Annotated in this window: 14 protein-coding genes and 1 tRNA gene; 12 read left to right on the top strand and 3 right to left on the bottom strand. The window is 42.0% G+C overall.

The genetic code is table 11. The features are described from left to right. The first annotated feature begins 843 nt into the window (after positions 1 to 843). From V7L31_RS12310 to V7L31_RS12295, 4 genes are all read left to right on the top strand, one after another. A complete protein-coding gene (locus tag V7L31_RS12310) occupies positions 844 to 2187 on the top strand; it encodes a DVUA0089 family protein (protein ID WP_334696481.1) in 1344 nt (447 codons plus the stop codon). Positions 2188 to 2249: 62 nt separating this feature from the next. Then, positions 2250 to 3698: a PQQ-dependent sugar dehydrogenase gene (locus tag V7L31_RS12305; RefSeq protein ID WP_334696480.1), complete on the top strand. Its 1449-nt coding sequence runs from the start codon at positions 2250 to 2252 to the stop codon at positions 3696 to 3698. Between the two features lie 140 nt (positions 3699 to 3838). Then, positions 3839 to 3923 (top strand) — tRNA-Ser (locus tag V7L31_RS12300). Between the two features lie 194 nt (positions 3924 to 4117). Further along, on the top strand, positions 4118 to 5296 hold the full coding sequence (locus V7L31_RS12295) for a CapA family protein (RefSeq protein WP_334696479.1): 1179 nt from the start codon (positions 4118 to 4120) through the stop codon (positions 5294 to 5296). Positions 5297 to 5426: 130 nt separating this feature from the next. Here V7L31_RS12295 and V7L31_RS12290 read toward each other — a convergent pair whose 3' ends face one another. After that, positions 5427 to 7019 carry a serine/threonine-protein kinase gene (locus tag V7L31_RS12290; RefSeq protein WP_334696478.1) on the bottom strand — a complete coding sequence of 531 codons (1593 nt, stop codon included), beginning with the start codon at positions 7017 to 7019 and terminating at the stop codon, positions 5427 to 5429. A 484-nt stretch (positions 7020 to 7503) separates the two neighbouring features. Between V7L31_RS12290 and V7L31_RS12285 the strand changes: the two genes are divergently transcribed. After that, positions 7504 to 7710, top strand: a complete 207-nt coding sequence (locus V7L31_RS12285) for a type II toxin-antitoxin system HicB family antitoxin (RefSeq protein WP_334696477.1) — start codon at positions 7504 to 7506, stop codon at positions 7708 to 7710. Positions 7711 to 7828: 118 nt separating this feature from the next. Here the strand turns inward: V7L31_RS12285 and V7L31_RS12280 are convergent, their stop codons facing one another. Together V7L31_RS12280 and V7L31_RS12275 are read right to left on the bottom strand one after the other, a co-directional pair. Next, positions 7829 to 10105, bottom strand: a complete 2277-nt coding sequence (locus tag V7L31_RS12280) for a pentapeptide repeat-containing protein (RefSeq protein WP_334696476.1) — start codon at positions 10103 to 10105, stop codon at positions 7829 to 7831. A 9-nt stretch (positions 10106 to 10114) separates the two neighbouring features. Beyond that, complete coding sequence (locus tag V7L31_RS12275) at positions 10115 to 11122, bottom strand: zinc-dependent alcohol dehydrogenase family protein (RefSeq protein ID WP_334696475.1); 1008 nt, start codon at positions 11120 to 11122, stop codon at positions 10115 to 10117. Between the two features lie 442 nt (positions 11123 to 11564). On the opposite strand from V7L31_RS12275, the gene psaC reads away from it, so the two are divergent. The 7 genes from psaC to V7L31_RS12240 all read left to right on the top strand — a co-directional run bounded on the left by psaC (position 11565) and on the right by V7L31_RS12240 (position 18573). After that, positions 11565 to 11810 carry a photosystem I iron-sulfur center protein PsaC gene (gene psaC / locus V7L31_RS12270; RefSeq protein WP_334696474.1) on the top strand — a complete coding sequence of 82 codons (246 nt, stop codon included), beginning with the start codon at positions 11565 to 11567 and terminating at the stop codon, positions 11808 to 11810. Between the two features lie 422 nt (positions 11811 to 12232). Further along, on the top strand, positions 12233 to 14113 hold the full coding sequence (gene glmS, locus V7L31_RS12265; protein WP_334696473.1) for a glutamine--fructose-6-phosphate transaminase (isomerizing): 1881 nt from the start codon (positions 12233 to 12235) through the stop codon (positions 14111 to 14113). Positions 14114 to 14346: 233 nt separating this feature from the next. Then, the gene (locus V7L31_RS12260; RefSeq protein ID WP_334696472.1) at positions 14347 to 14580 is read left to right on the top strand and encodes a hypothetical protein; all 234 of its coding nucleotides are present in this window, start codon (positions 14347 to 14349) and stop codon (positions 14578 to 14580) included. Positions 14581 to 14821: 241 nt separating this feature from the next. Next, positions 14822 to 15697: an MBL fold metallo-hydrolase gene (locus V7L31_RS12255; protein WP_334696471.1), complete on the top strand. Its 876-nt coding sequence runs from the start codon at positions 14822 to 14824 to the stop codon at positions 15695 to 15697. A gap of 188 nt (positions 15698 to 15885) precedes the next feature. After that, positions 15886 to 16962 carry a dihydroxyacetone kinase subunit DhaK gene (dhaK, locus tag V7L31_RS12250; RefSeq protein ID WP_334696470.1) on the top strand — a complete coding sequence of 359 codons (1077 nt, stop codon included), beginning with the start codon at positions 15886 to 15888 and terminating at the stop codon, positions 16960 to 16962. Between the two features lie 45 nt (positions 16963 to 17007). Then, a complete protein-coding gene (dhaL, locus tag V7L31_RS12245; RefSeq protein ID WP_334696469.1) occupies positions 17008 to 17649 on the top strand; it encodes a dihydroxyacetone kinase subunit DhaL in 642 nt (213 codons plus the stop codon). Positions 17650 to 17979: 330 nt separating this feature from the next. Further along, entirely contained in the window at positions 17980 to 18573 is a 594-nt protein-coding gene (locus V7L31_RS12240) for a hypothetical protein (protein WP_334696468.1), read from the top strand. Positions 18574 to 18578 lie beyond the last annotated feature (5 nt).

Genomic DNA, 18578 nt, shown 5'->3' with positions numbered 1-18578 from the left:
AAAAGCGATTGGAAATCGCGGCTACACAAACAAAGTCCGCCTACGCGGACTAAGGAAAAATCAAGCTTCTTAACCCACCTGCGTGGGTTAAGTCTCGTGTAGCCGCGATTTCTAATCGCCAAGGCTAGTCATAATTTAGACTTTTCAAACATCCTCTTAGGCTGGATTGAGGCAATGCGTTACTCTAATACAGTTCAGAATGAGCGACAAAACACTTGTAGAGACGGCGATTTATTGCGTCTCTAACTGAACCGTATTGGCATATAAAATTTATGTAAAGCTTAAGTCTTATTAAACTCAAAAATGCTTTAGATAATCTATTAATTTAACTTATGTATTTGAAAAGGCATTTCTTTAATAGAAAAGTATTGTTTTTGCAAAAAGAAAATTATATTGAAACCTAACTTAACGAGAATAGGCATTAAGTTGAAAAATCTCGCAACCTTTAGCAAGAAAAACAGTAGATTTGAAAAAATACTTAATTAAAGTTCATTCATAAATTTATTGTGTATTATAAGTTACGCAGGTTACATTTTAAAGATTTGGTAAATAAGTTGACGTGACCTTTTGCTCATGATAAGTAAATAAAGACACCCGAAATTAATAAAGATTGCGAAAAAATAACCAAAAAATACAAATGAATTTTGATCTAGTTACTTAACCATTTGTTTAATCGAATAACCAAATCAATAATTAATATTTTTTTAAATCGTATTAATTAACTTACTCAGTTTATCTGTATTTAAATTTACAGTTTTAATTAATCAACATTGAACTTAGAAAGAGTTCTTTGACTTAGGCCGAACTTAGGCATTAGTTAGATATTTAGGAACAATAATAAATATGGCAGTTATTTACGGCACTACAAATCCTGACACCAGAAATGGGACTTCAGGAGATGATACAATATATGGCTGGGCTGATAATGGTAATGCCAATAGTCCTTCAGGTAACGACATCCTTAACGGTGCAGATGGTAATGATAATCTGTTTGGTGGGACGGGAAACGACAGTTTAATCGGTGGTCTTGGCAATGATACACTTGATGGCGGCTTGGGTAATGACAGCTTAAATGGGGGAGTCGGTGACGACACTTACATAATTGACACTGCTCTTGATATCATTACGGAAGCTGCAAATTCAGGTATAGATACCGTCCGGTCTTCTGTCACCTACACACTAGCCGCCAATTTAGAGAACCTGAGGTTGACGGGAACTACCACCATCAACGGAACAGGTAACGTTCTTAACAACTTCCTTTTCGGTAATAGTGCTAACAACATTCTGAATGCAAGAGCAGGCGATGACACCCTAGACGGGAATTTGGGCAATGATATCCTCAATGGTGAGGACGGCAATGATAGCCTACAAGGCGGACCCGGCAATGACATACTCAATGGTGGGTCTGGAAACGATATTCTCATCGGTGTTTTTCCTGGTAGTCTACTTCCACCTGGATTAGGGGAAATTGATACCTTAACTGGCGGCGTTGGGCTAGATATATTTGTCCTTGGTGATGCTAAAAATGTCTACTACGACGATAACAACCCTGCAAATGCTGGCTTTGGGGACTTGGCTACTATTACTGACTTCAACCGTACTGAAGATCGAATAGAACTCAAAGGCTCCCCAAAGGACTACCGCCTACAAACTGTTGGAGCCAACACACAAATATTCTTAGATAAACCTGGAACAGAACCAGATGAGATTATCGGTATTGTGCAGGGCGTAGTGAACCTTAGACTTGATAGTGACGACTTCCTTTTCTATGAGCGGGAAAATGCTGGACAAGCTACAAACAATACACTCGCTAGAGCCGAAAGTTTGGGTTCTTTATCATCAGGCTCAAACATTAATCTTGCTGGTGAGCTAGTAACAGTTCAACCGGGGGACAATCCCGATTTCGACTTTTTTACATTTTCTCTAGCAAATCCAAAAACTGTCACCATCAGTGCAGTGACAACCGATGATACAGTTATTGGACTGTTTAACAATGCTGGGACTTTACTGCAAAGTGACGACGACAGTGGCCCCGACTTTGGATCGTTAATCACCGCTTCATTAAGTGCAGGTACATACTCCATTTCAGTGAGTAAATATGCGTTCTTTCCTGAAGACGGCGGAACTTTCTCTGGCTCTAGTGACAGCACCTCTACTCCTTATACGCTAGGAGTCAGTTTGGCATAAGAGCGTTGTCAATTTCAGGGCAGATTTTTATCATGTCCGGGTAAATTTTGATGAAGAAAATCATGAATAAGACTAAATCATCCAACCAAGTTCAACGCAGATTTATCGGGAAGTTTGCTCTAAAACAGTGCTTTTTCGCTGCTAAAACCCTGTTATTTACAATAGTTCTATTAAGTCATGGCACTACTAGAGTAAATGCTGCACCTGAAGCCCTGCGTTCTGATATTAGGATTCGCAATATTATCAATACGATATCAGTCTCCCCTTCTGTGCGGATTGTAAAAGATCCACGAAACAATACCCTTTATTACCTCAAAGAGAATGGTGAGATTTATCGACTCAATTTAGTCTCCTCTACCAGTACACTCGTGTACAATTCTAGTAATCATAATGTCAGTAAGACTCAAGGTATAGCCATTGGCCCTAACGGCACAATTTATTTGGTTGGCAATGCAGACCTTGTAAATAACCAGACTAAAGCAATTATTGTTAAAGGCGTAATTAATTCGGTAACAGGACAGCGTACTTGGTCAGTCTTAGCTAAAAGTGCAGGCTATCCCAAAAGTAAAACAGCTTATGACCATCGCTTTAACGGCGTGATTGTTAGCCTAGATGGTAACTTTATCTATGTGAATAGCGGTTCTCGTACCGATCATGGTGAGGTTCAGTCTGTTGATGGTTTATATCCCAATACTCGCGAAGTCGGATTAACCGCCTGTATACTCCGTCTTCCTACTAGTGGTAGAAATCTCTTTCTTGCAAACAATCGAGCAACCTTAAAGACCGCTGGCTATATTTTTGCAGAAGGAATACGCAATACTTTCGATATGGCCTTTGCACCAAATGGGGATTTATTTGGCACAGAAAATGGCCCCGATCGCGACATGTCAGAAGAATTAAATTGGCTACGTTTGGGTGGCAATTATGGCTTTCCGTGGCGTATTGGTGGGACAGACAATCCACAACAATTTCCCAATTATAATCCTGCCAATGACCGATTGTTAGACCGTAGATTTAACGCTGTTCAAAAGGGCTACTATCGTAACGATCCAACCTTTCCTGTTCGACCTGCTGGAAACTTGATTGAACCAATTCCTAATCTTGGCCCAGACGCAGATAGTTACCGCGATCCTCTAGATGGCAGAGTCAAAGATGCCAGTGTTCTGGGGCAAAGTTTTAGCACTTTTACAGCACACCGTTCTCCTTTGGGCTTAGTTTTTGATACACAAGGAGTAATGAGTCCAGAATTTAACAGAGATGGATTCGTATTGGGTTGGACACCAGGCGACGCCACCGGCGAAACAATAGCAGGCCCATTTAAAGATCCCGGTCAAGACCTGCTGCATTTAAAGTTAACTAAAATAGGAACTACCAACTATAGACTTAACGCCACACGTATTGTCAAAGGTTTTAGTAATCCTGTTGATGCTGAGATTATCGGCAATAAGATTTATGTTCTAGAATATGGTGGAAATCAAGGAATTTGGGAAATATCTATACCAACGAACTAAAGCCGATTGGGAATTATTGCACTTTTGTCTAACGCAAAAAGAGCAATAATGCTATAATAGGATAGGGAATTTGATAGAATTTCCCTTACTTATGGCATTTGAATCTGGATATAGATACTCAAGTGTCTAAATAAATATCTGGAGAGGTGTCCGAGCGGTTCATGGTGACGCACTCGAAATGCGTTTTGGGGAAACTCAACGGGGGTTCGAATCCCCCCCTCTCCGTTCAAAAAGATTACTAAACAATTAAACAAATAGATGCTCTTTTCCTTGACAGTAAGTATATATCATTACTTACGGGGGAGACGGGATTATGTTTCCGTATTTACTTAGTCAAATATTTCCCAAAAAAAACTAAAATATACACCGCCAGTACATATTTTTGGGCTAAACTAATGCCATCGTGTGAGGAGTTAAGGATGGTAAATCGCAGCCTGGGGCGAGTACTCTCATTTAGTTGTATCAGCGTTTGTTTATATCTAGGTATTAGTATAGGAGTCATTATCCGGCTTGGGCAATCGCAGCGATTAAACGCTGCTACTAAACCTACCAAGTCTGTAGCATTTTCAGCTATTTCTAAACTTACGCCATCAATAACAAAACAAAAAACCTTTCCAAATACTATTACCATTAAAGCCGTTGGAGATATTATTCCTGGCACTAATTTTCCTAACTATAGATTACCCCGTTTTCGAGATCAATTATTACCAAAGTCAGTGAGAACTCACTTGCAAGGATCTGATATTTTATTTGGTAATTTTGAAAGTAGTCTAACTAATTATCCCTACAGTGCTAAAGATATTAGTCGAGGACAAGTGTTTGCTTTTCGCTCTCCACCGACATACGCCCAGCTATTTGCTAAGGCTGGTTTTAATGTGTTTAATATGGCGAATAACCATGCAATGGACTTTGGGCTAGTAGGCTTCAAAGATACAAAGAAAAATCTTGAGGCTGCGGGCATTGCAACATTAGGTCATAAAAATCAAATTCTTTATTTGGAAGCTAACAATATTCCCGTAGCAATGATTGGGTTTTCTCCTTATGAAATGTATAATTCTATTCAGAATTTAGGGGTAGCTCAAGCACTCGTGGCAGAAGCCAAAAATAAAGCCAAAATTGTAGTGGTATCGATGCACGCTGGAGCCGAAGGAACGGGGGCACTACACGTTAAGAATCAGACAGAATTTTTTTATGGAGAAAACCGAGGTAATTCGATCGAGTTTGCTCGAAACATGATTGATGCAGGAGCAGACTTAGTACTAGGACATGGGCCTCACGTTCCAAGAGCGATGGAAATTTATAAGGGAAAAATGATTGCCTATTCTTTAGGAAACTTTTTGGGATATCGGACTTTATCTACAAATGCCCAAACAGGTGACTCAATGATTTTAGAAGTCAAACTCAATTCAGGGGGAGATTTGGTATCAAGTAAAATTATCCCTGTTCGGATGGATCGGCAGGGAATCCCTCATATTGATCGGAGTTTTGAGACTGTGAAACTTATGCGTTATTTGAATCATCAAGCTTTTCCCAAGAATCCGGTGAAGATTAATCAGAAGGGGGAAGTTGTTGTACAAAAGAGGCTTAATTCTCCCTAAATTAATTACTAATTCGTAATTTGTAATTATTGCCTCTAGTGAGAAGCAAGCTAAGTATTTAGTTAAATAGGAGTTAGCGCGGTGCTGGACTTACCGCACTACTTTGCCAAAATTCAAAATTTAACATTGACTACTTATTGTCATCTTGTGGCTTTTCCTCGAACTTCTGAACATTCTGGGGTTGACTATTAGTTGGAGAATTTTGCTTTTCTAATGTTGGTACTACTACAGCAGAAGGATCTGATTGTTTGGATTCCGTTGATGGTGCTGTTGGTATAACCACAGGCTTTGACGGACTCACCTGTTGAGGGGAGGCAGAATCTTGACTAGGAGTGGGTAAGTTATTGTGTGGTACTGGTGCGGGGGAAGCCTTTCGAGATGAGCGGATTGCCCTTAGTTTCTCTACTAGGGAGGGTGTGGGGGAAACACTAGGCGAAGGTTCAAAATTGCCGCGTTGTGATTCTACTGTCGGGTTGGGGCTGAAAGATTCTTCTGGGGAAGAACGACGATTGCGACGGCGCGACTTGGAATTAGAGACGGGTGCTGATTGGGTTCTCTCTTCACCCGGAGGTGAGGATGTACTATCGAAGTTAGGTACTTTTGCACCTGGTTCTGGAGTTGGCTGTTCAAAAAGTGGCTTTGTGGTTGGCTGTTGCTGAGATTTGGGTAATATACTCGTGATTCCAAAACCTGCTGTAGCAGCAACTAGGGCTACACCTATACCAATCAATACCTGAGATGACCTCAGCTTTTTAGCCAGTAAAGTTTCCTTAGCCATGCCTGGGTTGCCCAAAGCTGATGGTCTATAAAGAGAATTTTGGGCAGTTTTCCCAATTATAGTTGCTGCCTGCTGGGCAGATAAATTGACAGTTGGCACTGCGTAAGTGGGTAAGACTTGCGGTGTCAGATTCATTCCATTTCCAGGTAGCAATTGCAGCCACTCGGCAACTGTTGCTGGCCGAAAACGAGACTCCACCGCCATCCCGCGCATTACTGCCTGGTTGACAGCAGCACTCAAATGTGGTTGCAATTCGCGGGGGGAAGGCATTTGCTCGCGATCGCGTAATAATGCTGGCATGGGAACTTGGGCTGTCAATAGTGCATACAAGGTTGCTGCTAAACCATAAACATCCGTGGCGGGTGTGCGTGGCGCTTGTGTCAAGTACTGCTCGATGGGAGAATAACCTTCAGAAACCAAGCCTGTATGAGTCTGCCTAACACCACCATTAAATTCTCTGGCAATGCCAAAATCAATTAGTATTACTTCCTGGGTTCCTTGACGAAGGATAATGTTATCTGGTTTGACATCTCGGTGTAACAAACCGTTGTTATGTACTACTTGCAACGCTGCCCCAATTTGCCGGATGTAATGAATTGCTGTTGCTTCTGGCAAAGTTATCCCTGGTAATACAAATGCGTCTCCCAAGGTTTCGCCAGGGATGTATTCCATCACCATGTACGGCAGTCCAGCTTCCACAAAAAAGTCACTAACTCGGACTATATTTGGGTGGATACACGTAGCTAATCGTCTGGCTTCATCCTGGAATTGTCCCTCGAATTTGGCAAAATCAGGATGTTGTCGCAGCCGTTCATTGATGGTTTTCATCACCACCTCCTGATCCAAGTAGTGATGCGTAGCTTTAAACGTAATGCCAAAGCCACCACGCCCTATTTCTTGAATTAGGGTGTATTTTCCATCCTGCAAAATTGTGCCTGCTAACATAAAGAGTTCTGAGTCCTGAGTGAGCAGATAAGTAGCGATTCCTGAGTCTTGAGGAATTTCCCAAAAATTTTCCCATATTTTTACAGGGCAGGGTTCTTGCCTGTCTATTTTACGGGATGATTTAGTTGTTGAAATTCCTGAAGTGAGAAAGACCTCCCCATGATCACAACAGTTTTATCTTTCTCAGATGATAACGCGGGAGTGCGGCAAGCCTAAAGCAGAAGATGGGTTACACATCCTCTGGAACTAAGTACTGGGGAAGAAAATATGAGTAATATTTAGTTGGGTTCTGAATCTGAGTTCAAATTTTCCAGTCTCTAGGAACCAGTTCAGGCTATTCTTCTCGAAGATAATTAGCGAGATTTTCACGGATAGCGATCGCATTAATTTAACTTTATAGTGCGATCGCTCGGTTGCTTTTTTGGATTAAATGGTTGCAGGTTACAATAACAGATAACTATAACTCTCTTGCTCAGAACAGTGTATGAAGTTCAATGTAATACTCGACCGTGATGAAGATGGGGTTTGGATTGTTGAGTGCCCCAGTATTCCTGGTTGTATTAGTCAAGGTCAGACAAGAGAAGAAGCCCTAGAAAATATTAAGGACGCGATCGCAGCTTGTCTTGAGGTTCGTGCAGAATTTGGTTTACCACTTACTGTAGAGACCGATCAAGTAGAGGTTACAGCGTAATCATGCCATCTGCCCTTCCGGTTCTCAATGGGCGTGAAGTTGTCCATTGCGTAGTCTTATCCGTACTGCTGGACTTACAGTTAATGAATTCATTGCCGCCATCTAATCACGTAGTCAGCTATTTTAGATAAATCAGCAAATTCAACCCCGGAATTGTACGCGAAAGTGTCCACAAAACCAGCGTAATGTAAATTAAACCCAAACTCCATTGATACCAAGCAAGTGCAGAGATAATACCTGGTAAGTGTTCGTCTCGCAGACGAATGTCGTTAAATCCTAATTTAACTAGGTTGTTGAGACTAAAATCATAGTAGTTGAGCCAATTCCAACGGCGATCGCACAATAAGGGCATATATCGTTCCCGAAATGTCTGATTCCTTGGTATCACTGGCAAACGCCCAATCAATAATCGTAACTGGCGAAATGTGCCGTCTTCTGTGAAATAAGAAACATTCATTAAATTGTGATAGCGCCCTTGTTGGTAAAGTCGGATCAATAAAGCCATTGGCACGGGGACAATAATTATAAAAAGACACCCTAATGTCAGCCAAGGTTGTGCAGCATTCCGAAAGATCGCTAGTAAGCTGAAGAATTCTAAAACGCTAAAACTGACTAATATCGAAATGGTTTCGTAAACTGTGGGAATAATTGGTATGGGATGCAGCCGACGATAGCGATCTACTAGCCAAAACAATAAGCCGAAATAAGCGATCGCTAATCCTCCCACACCAAAAACTAACCAAAAATTTGTCCCATAGCCACTCAATAACAGCAGTACACTCAACGCCAACCAACTCCAAGCTAGCAGTAGCCACCCACCAATAGAAAGGGTTTCGCCAACAATTAAGCGATCGCTCAGTTGAGTATATTTTTCTAAATCGATGTCTGCTATGGTGAGTAACTCACTACTGTTACGAAAGGATTTTAGCAGACGACGCTGGGCGATCGCTTGGGCTTGGGGTGCAGAAAAACCTAATTTAATCAAACTTGCGACACTTGCACTATTAATATTTGTAGCCGTCAGACGACGGCCAAACTCTATTAATCGCAGTCGTTGTTTGGTATATTCCAGTTCATTAGCATCGGCAACTTGCTGTTGCTGACGGAAGTTTTGCCCCAAATTTCGCAAGATATTTTGATTACCTTGTAATGTTGGGATGCAGAACATCTTACCAATCTCACCGGGATTACCTAAAATTTTCGCTTGGTTGGAATTAAAAGTTAAACCAGATACACTTAAACAAGCTTCTGTACCAAACCTCGCATCGCTAAAATCTGCTTGGTTAAGAATATTCGCACCTTGGAGATTTACCAATTGGTTAAACTCCGCTTCTCGGAAGCTGACAGCTTGCTCAAAAGTCGCTTCTGTTAAAAAGAGAAACTGATTAAAATCCGCTTTAGTAAACTGGACTTGATTGGCAAAATCCACATCCGAAAAATCAGCATTTCCTTGCCACTGCACATTATTGAATTTAGCCAACTGTTTAAAATTTGCTTGGTTGAAGTTGGCAACTTTTTCAAAGATACTATTTTGAAAATCAGCGAATTCCTGAAATTTTATTTTTTTGAAATTAGCTTTCTCAAAAAAAATACTGCCCTGAAAATTGCTTGGTTGCTTGAAGATAGCACTGGTGAAACTAACGGGACGAGCGAATCTGCTTTCAGTCCAATTAGTGGATTGGAGAAAAGTTGCACCTTGGGCATCCACAGACTGAAGAAAAAATGTATTAGAGAACTTCACTTCCCCATTGAAGCGAGTTTGCACCAGTGTTAAGACACCACGAAAAACAGCGATTTCACTGGCGGGGGTTGACTCTGTTCCTAAGAGCGATCGACAATCTTTCGAGTTGGGTAAAGAAATTGCAAGTGACTCTAGACAAACAAAGCGCAAACGTTCTAGTTCTTTTTGTTCAGTAGCGGTGAAAATGGGAGCAATGGCTTTTGCATACAATGGTGTTCTTAAACCCAAATCGCTGCCCACAAAATCCCCCAAAATCAAAGTATAACTGAGGTCTAAACCCAGAGGTTTCGCACCTAGTTCTTTTCGCAGCAATTGGTAAAAAACATCACGAAAGCTAGCGTTTTCTGGCCGCAAATCAATCACCATTTTCTGCAAATCTATAGTTAGATTGCCTTCGCGGAGTGTCGGAGTACGCAGTCGTTCTTGTAATAATTCTAGAGTTAAGGGTGTGCGTTCTGGTTGTGCTGCCCAAACAGGTAGGGGGAGGAAGAGGAGAAGAATTAAAACGCAAAGGAACGCATTCGCAAAGCGTCTGTCTGCGACACGCTGCGCGAACGCAGAGAAGTAAAGCGCAGAGGTACGCAGAGAAAACCCTCTGTGTACCTTTGCGTTTAACCTCTGCGTGCCTCTGCGTTGAAAAAATAAATTATGCAAATTGTTCGATCATTCATTGCTAATTAGCAGAACAATTTTACCCGCTACAGACCCGCTTTCAATCAGTTGGTGTGCCTTAGCCGCTTCTTTTAAAGGAAACTTGTGGCTAACATGGATTTTTAACTTGCCCTCATCGATCCAAGTGGCAGATTGTTCGAGAATTTCTGCATGATGCTGGAGACTCTCTTCTAATCCTAGCAACGCTGGTGTCAACATTAATTCTAAACCAATGCGGAGATTGCGTAGTCTCGCAGTTTTCCAAATAGTATTGGCATCTGGTTCCAGAATCGTCACAATATCGCCATAGACTCGCACTGCGGGGAAAGTTTTGTGAAAGGTTTCGCCGCCTACGGTATCAAAAGCTAAGTCTACACCTTCGCCGCCTGTCCAATCTAATATCGCTTGCACAAAGTCGGTTTGTTTGTAAAAAATTACATGATCGGCACCGAGTTCTTTGACGAAATTAGCTTTTTCTTCAGAACCCACTGTAGTGGAAACAGTAGCACCTTTGAGTTTCGCCAATTGAATTGCTACATGGCCGACACCACCAGCACCCGCATGAATCAAAACCCTTTCCCCAGGTGACAAGCGTCCCCGTTCATATAGAGCTTCCCAGGCAGTGATTAACGCCAAAGGCGCTGCTGCTGCTTCGGCAAAGGAGATAGACGCGGGTTTACGTGCGACAAACCGCTCATCCAAAACGGTATATTCAGCGTAATTGCCTTGGTGTGCGCCTAAGCCACCATAGCAAAAATATACCTCGTCGCCTGGGCGAAAACGCTGAACGCCAGCACCCACCGCCTCGACAATACCCGCACCATCACATCCTAAAATTGTTGGCGTGCGATCGGGGTAGAAAGTACCTCGACTACGAAGTTTAGTGTCAATGGGGTTAATGCCAGCCGCTACTAAACGTACTAAAAGTTCAGTATTCTCAACAGGAACAGCAGGGTTTGGTACATCCTGTATTTGCAGAACTTCGGGACTGCCTGCTGCTGTCATCAAGACTGCTTTCACAATTCTTTCCTCCTGCCTTTAGATGCACGTTCTTATGCAACTTTAGCGCAATAGGGTAGATACACAGCGATGTTTGAGGGAAAACTGCGATCGCACTCATTAACGCGATCGCTACTTATTCTAATCACAATACCCCTTGACTATTTGTTACAAATTTCGGTTATATAACCTGCGATACGATCTTTAATAGATTGACTTTTATTTCATGTATCTTTATCTTTTTACCACATTCTGGTAAAGCAATAGTGTAAATACGTTCTGATGATGTTGCTGATTAATCAGTCAATAGGGACAATCTCGTAAAAACAAATATCTTGAGTACTTATTACATTGTTTGAAGTTATGTAGCCTTTTGATTACGGCCTATCAACCACTGCGGTAGACTATGCGTTGATTATGATTCTTTCGCAGAGAAGAACACTCGAAAGGAGCCGTTTATTCAATGTCTCATTCCGTAAAAATCTACGATACCTGCATTGGCTGCACCCAATGCGTCCGCGCTTGCCCTACTGATGTACTTGAGATGGTTCCTTGGGATGGCTGTAAAGCTGCTCAAATTGCCTCTTCACCCCGTACAGAAGACTGTGTAGGCTGTAAGCGTTGCGAAACCGCTTGTCCCACCGACTTTTTGAGCATCCGGGTTTACCTGGGCGCTGAAACAACTCGCAGTTTGGGTCTAGCTTACTAAAAAGCTGAGTGCTGATCGGAGTGCTGAGTGCTGAGTCCTAAGTGCTGAGATAAAAAGAAGTAAATCAGAAATACAATTTTTTGGTTCTTTACTCGGAACTTGGAACTCGGAACTTGGCACTCAAGACTTTTAAGTGTCTCAATCAGGAAGCACTTTTAGCAAGCATCGTACAGTGGACACTGCCCGCTTTACGAAATCGTAATTTTAGATTGGGGATATAATCTCTGGGTATCTAAATCCTAGAAGCCGTATTTTTCCCGTCAGCTTTTAACCTGACGGTTAATCAGTTGTAAAACCCTAAAATCCATAACAATACCTAGTGGTAGAGGGAGTATTTACTCCCTTTTTTCTTTGCAAAACGTCCACTTTATGCTACCTACTATACTGGATTTAATCATCCTGAAAAAAAAGTGGTGTGAACAATGTGCGGAATTGTTGGATATATAGGCACTCAAGCGGCGACAGAGATTTTACTGGCTGGGCTGGAAAAACTAGAGTACAGGGGCTATGATTCTGCTGGAATCGCCACTATTTGGGAAGGTGAGGTAAATTGTGTGCGGGCAAAGGGCAAACTCCATAACCTGCGTTCTAAGCTCGAACAAATAGAAACTCCTGCCCAAATTGGTATTGGTCATACACGCTGGGCAACTCATGGTAAACCAGAAGAGTACAACGCCCATCCCCATTTGGATACGGCAAAGCGAGTGGCGGTTGTGCAAAATGGCATTATCGAAAACTACCGCGAGTTACGCGAGGAACTCAAAGCCAAAGGACACATATTTCTTTCTGAAACCGATACCGAAGTTATTCCCCATTTAATAGCCGAATTTTTAAAGAATCTTTCCCCCTCATCTTCCTCATCTCCCTTCCTAGAAGCAATTCGCCAAGCTGTTAACCACCTAAAAGGAGCGTTTGCACTTGCAGTTGTTTCTGCTGATTTCCCCGATGAATTGATTGTTGTCCGCCAGCAAGCGCCTTTGGTAATTGGTTTTGGGCAAGGGGAATTCTTTTGTGCCTCTGATACGCCTGCGATCGTTGCCTACACCCGTGCGGTGCTACCTTTAGAAAATGGCGAAATTGCCCGCCTCACTCCTTTGGGCGTTGAGATTTACAATTTTGCTGGCGACAGGTTGAAAAAACAACCCCGACTGCTCAACTACAATCCGGCAATGGTTGAAAAGCAGGGCTTCAAACACTTCATGCTCAAAGAAATCCATGAGCAACCAGGGGTAGTAAGAGCTAGTTTAGACGCTTACTTTAATCCAGCCGAATCTACCGAATCGCCAATCAATCTTGGTTTACCTGGAGATTTCTACAACGATTTAGAACAAATTCAGATCCTCGCCTGTGGTACTAGTTGGCACGCAGCATTAATCGGAAAATATTTACTCGAACAATTAGCAGGAATTTCCACTCAAGTACATTATGCTTCTGAGTATCGCTATGCACCATCACCCGTGACGGCTAACACGTTGATTATCGGTGTTACCCAATCGGGCGAAACTGCTGATACCTTAGCAGCTTTGACGATGGAAAAAGAACGTCGGCAGGGGAAAGAACCCAAATATCAAGCGCGACTACTGGGTATTACCAATCGCCCCGAAAGTAGCCTTGGTCATTTAGTGCCGCACGTTATCAGTACCCTAGCGGGAATTGAAATTGGGGTAGCAGCAACGAAAACTTTTACCGCCCAACTGATGTCATTTTATGCTTTGGCATTGGATTTAGCGGCTCGTCGTCAGACAGTTTCAAAAGATACATTAGATCAAATTATTAGTGGGTTGCGGCAGATTCCCAAAGAAATTGAGGCAACTTTGGAAAGTCAGGAACGTTTAACCGAACAGTTAGCCCACGAATTCGCCGAAACCCAAGATTTCATTTTTATAGGAAGAGGAATTAACTTTCCTATTGCTTTAGAAGGGGCATTGAAATTAAAAGAAATCAGCTATATTCACGCCGAAGGATATCCGGCTGGAGAAATGAAACACGGGCCCATTGCACTTTTAGATGCGAAAGTACCTGTGGTGGCGATCGCAATCCCTGGTAGTGTTTACGAAAAAGTTATTTCTAATGCTCAAGAAGCCAAAGCCAGAGATTCTCGGTTAATCGGCGTGACTCCCGTCAACGATGGCGAAGCTGCGGAAATCTTTAACGATCTTCTTCCCGTCTCTCATGTGGAAGAATTACTTTCTCCGATTCTGACAGTAGTTCCTTTGCAATTATTGGCTTATCATATTGCCGCCCGTCGCGGTTTAGATGTCGATCAACCTCGTAACCTTGCTAAAAGTGTTACTGTAGAATAGTATAATTTCATGCTTAAAAAATATAAGTATAATGGCTTCTGAAGAACTTAAATGGCTTGCAGAAGCCATTTTTATAGCAATAATAATCAGTATAATATATTGATTAATACTTAAGTAAGTATTCGCTGGATTTGCAGTAAAGGGTAAAATTATCCAAATGCGATCGCTTCCTTGAAAGGATAGCTGTAATACCGCCAGATTGGGAGTGGCAACCCATCAAGCGGGAAACACCTGTGCGCGTTAACACAGATAGAGGATTGCGATTTCAACCTATTCCCAGCCTTCTCACAACCATGTTGCACGGGAAAAAATGCTTAATTAACTCTGGAAAAACAGAGCAGGAAATTCAATGGCGGAAAGTACAAGGAGGCGGTTGCAGTAAGGTTGGACTCTACTTAGTTAGTAAGCCGTTTAAAGCGAATTACACGGATAAAAATGGCAAGGAAAGAGAAGGTTATTTTGCTTAATGCCTATTCCCATTGAAAATGACGCTCATTACAGCGCTTCCGGCTATTATGCAATACAGTTTTTCTCCTCGTCCTCTCCTATCAAAGCTTTTAGATTTGAGAATGTACCTCATAGCTGCTGTAAGTGCTGTATCGAGCAGATTTACTTCTAGTGGCGTCTCCAGTCTCAAGTTACTTTTGCTAGCGTAGTGATATAGAGTTTATCGCTTCCCAGTAAGCAGCTGAAAGCAAAAGGATTAATATGGCTCATTTAAATCAGCGTCGTCCCCAAAATGTCAACGGCGATTTTTATGTAGATACTACCTGTATTGATTGTGATACCTGTCGCTGGATGACTCCTGAAGTTTTTTCTCGTGTTGATGAACAGTCGGCGGTTTATCATCAACCAACCAACGAGGCGGAAAGATTAGCAGCACTTGAAGCACTTTTAGCTTGTCCTACTAGTTCTATTGGCACAGTTGAGAAACCAAAAGATATCAAAGTTGCTCAAGAAAAGTTTCCCATATTAGTAGCAGAAAATGTTTACCACTGTGGCTATCATTCTGAAAAATCTTACGGTGCTGCTAGCTATTTAATTCAACTTCCAGAAGGTAATATTTTGGTGGATTCTCCCCGGTTTACGCCGCCTTTAGTTAAGCGTTTAGAAGAACTGGGGCCAATTCGTTATATGTATCTAACTCATAAGGATGATGTGGCAGATCATCAAAAGTTTGCCGAGCATTTTCAGTGCGATCGCATCCTCCATACTGATGATATTACTGCGGATACTCGCAATGTGGAAATACAGCTAACTGGTTCTGAACCATTTGCCTTGACTCCAGATTTATTAATTATTCCAGTTCCCGGTCACACCAAAGGACAAACAGTCCTACTTTATAAAAATAAGTTTCTCTTCACTGGCGACCATCTCGCTTGGTCAGAAAGCTTGCACCAACTGGCTGCATTCCACGGTTTCTGCTGGTATTCTTGGTCAGAACAGACTAAATCAATGCGTAATTTGGCTAATTACTCTTTTGAATGGGTGCTACCAGGTCATGGACGAAGGTTTCATGCCGATCGAGAAACGGTTCGCCAGCAGATGCACAAGTGTATTGAGTTAATGGAATCTTTGGATTGACATTAAAAAATAACTGACTTTTCACGTTATCTAAAAAAACCTAACCCCCTTCCCAACGCGAAAAGCGGTAAAAGTCAAAGTCTCTCTCCTTTTAGGAGAGAGATTTAGAGAGAGGTCAAACTATATTGCATACAAACCAGCGATCGCTATAACCTGGGTTTTACCACCCTTTTAACCAAACACGGATTATGAAAAAGCTGATCAACAAGCCGGAAGACTTTGTGCGGGAAAGTCTAGAAGGTATGGCGGCGGCTCATTCTGATTTAATTAAACTGAACTACGATCCGACTTTTGTCTATCGAGCCGATGCACCAATACAGGGTAAGGTAGCAATTATTTCTGGTGGTGGCAGTGGACATGAACCAATGCACGCTGGCTTCGTGGGCAAAGGAATGCTGGATGCAGCTTGTCCTGGCGAGGTTTTCACTTCACCAACTCCCGACCAAATGCTAGAAGCCGCAAAGCTTGTAGATGGAGGTTCAGGTATCCTTTATATCGTCAAAAATTACAGTGGCGATGTCATGAACTTTGAGATGGCAACGGAGTTAGCCCGTAGTGAAGGCATTCGATCGCTAAATATTTTGATTGATGACGATGTAGCAGTGAAAGATAGTCTTTATACCCAAGGACGGCGGGGTGTCGGAACAACAATCCTGGCGGAAAAAATTTGTGGCGCGGCGGCTGAGGCTGGGTATGATTTGCCACAAATAGCGAATTTGTGTCGCCGGGTAAATCTGAATGGGCGGAGTATGGGAATTGCTCTAACATCCTGTACAGTCCCGGCTAATGGAACGCCGACATTTGAATTGAGCGATCGCGAAATCGAATTAGGTATCGGTATTCACGGTGAGCCAGGAACAGAGCGTACAGCCATCAAACCAGTAGACGAGATTACCGAAATTTTGACGCGATCGCTCCTTGAAGATACAGCATACAGCCGCATACTCCGCGAGTGGGATGAAGACAAAGAAGAATGGGTAGATTTAGAACTAACAAATCTCCCATTTACCAAAGGCGATCGCTTGTTAGCTTTTGTCAATAGTATGGGTGGAACCCCGATTTCCGAACTGTATCTTGTTTATCGCAAACTCGCCCAAATCTGCGAACAGCAAGGATTGCAAATTGTGCGAAACTTGATAGGCCCTTACATCACATCTCTAGAAATGCAAGGTTGTTCCATTACCCTGCTGAAATTAGATGATGAGATGATCCGGCTATGGGACGCACCAGTAAAAACGCCAAGTTGGCGCTGGGGAATTTCATAATTACGTTAGCGTAGCGGTAGCAACGTAGGAGCGTCATTACAAATTATGTTGAGTCAAACGCAGATATTGCAATGGTTGCAGGCTTATGCAACCGAGATAGAGCAGAATAAAGCATATTTGACAGAATTAGACGCTGCGATCGGAGATGCTGACCACGGAATCAATATGGATCGCGGCTTCAAAAAGGTAAGCGCTCAGTTACCAACTCTTACAGACAAAGACATCGCCAGCATTCTCAAAGCTGTGAGTATGACCTTAATTTCTTGCATTGGCGGTGCTAGTGGCCCTCTTTATGGCACCTGGTTTTTACGAGCCAGTACAGCAGTAGTTGGTAAACAAGAATTAACAGAACAAGATATTTTAGGACTACTCCAAGCAGGCTTAGACGGTGTGCGACAACGCGGTAAAGCGCAACTAGGAGACAAAACGATGATTGATGTGCTATCTCCTGCTGTAGCCGCTTTTAGGCAAGCTGTAGAAGAAAATAAGGGGACACTGGAAGCTATGCAAGAGGCTGTAGCAGCAGCCCAAAATGGGTTGCAGGAAACTATACCAATGCAGGCGAAAAAGGGACGGGCTAGCTACTTGGGTGAACGGAGTATTGGACATCCAGACCCAGGAGGGACTTCTGCTTATTTGATGTTGAAAAATTTACTAGCTGTATTGGAAAGTTCTAGGGAATTTTGAATTGAAATTTTTAGCGGTTTTCGTATGGACAAACTATCAAAAATAATAATTAACCACAACTCAATATATTATATTTAACTCATTCAATAAATGCTTCTTGAAGAGTAAATGCAAATTATCTAGCAGTCGTGTCCAGTGTATCTATGCTAAAAAACATCGAATTTACATAATCGAATTAAATAAATATAACTCTTGTGGGGTGGGCATCCTGCCCGCCCAGTTTATGCAAGTTTATTTGTGGAACAGCTTACTTTTCTACTGCATAGTCTAACACCATGCACCAATAAATTGAACAGCGTATGAAAATTTGGAATAAAAATAGTAACGAACATGGCATCTTTGGAATCGAATGAAATTACCGCCATTGAAGTAGATAATGTCAGGTTTGAAACTGTAGTATCGGCAAGTGCTGTAACCATCCCTGAAGCCAGGCGTGGTGTTTTTACTTCTATACAGCTTGGTATTCGGATTACCAATAATACGCAAAAACCCTTTTACTTTTCATCCAATGTTTATTCGATATTTCCAGAAATGATAGCACCAGATGGTCAAGTGATGGTAACAGGTTTGCACTCTGAACGAATTAACCCACCAATTGAATCTGATTATATGTTGGTAGCGCCAGGAAAATCAGTAACTTTTGTTTGTGATGCCTTTCTTTTTTGGATACAGAACCGAAAGAAAAAGCGTGACCGAAAGCTAACTTTTAACATCCCGTTTCCATTTGATGATATTTATGTTTTTCGCCCAGTGTATCCAGGTTTATATCAATTTCACTTCAAGTATCGTAATTCTCGTGAAGGTATGGAGGAATATAATAACTGGATTGAACCAATAATATTACAAACAATATTACAAAATATTTGGACTGGAGAGATACTAACTCCGTTTGTGGATATTCAATTAGTAGAGTCATCACCTTAAGTCAT

The sequence above is a fragment of the Nostoc sp. genome, from assembly GCF_036916655.1.
Classification (GTDB): Bacteria; Cyanobacteriota; Cyanobacteriia; order Cyanobacteriales; family Nostocaceae; genus Nostoc.
The sequence above is the reverse complement of the archived record's forward strand: the minus strand, read 5'-3'. Positions and strand labels throughout refer to the sequence as shown.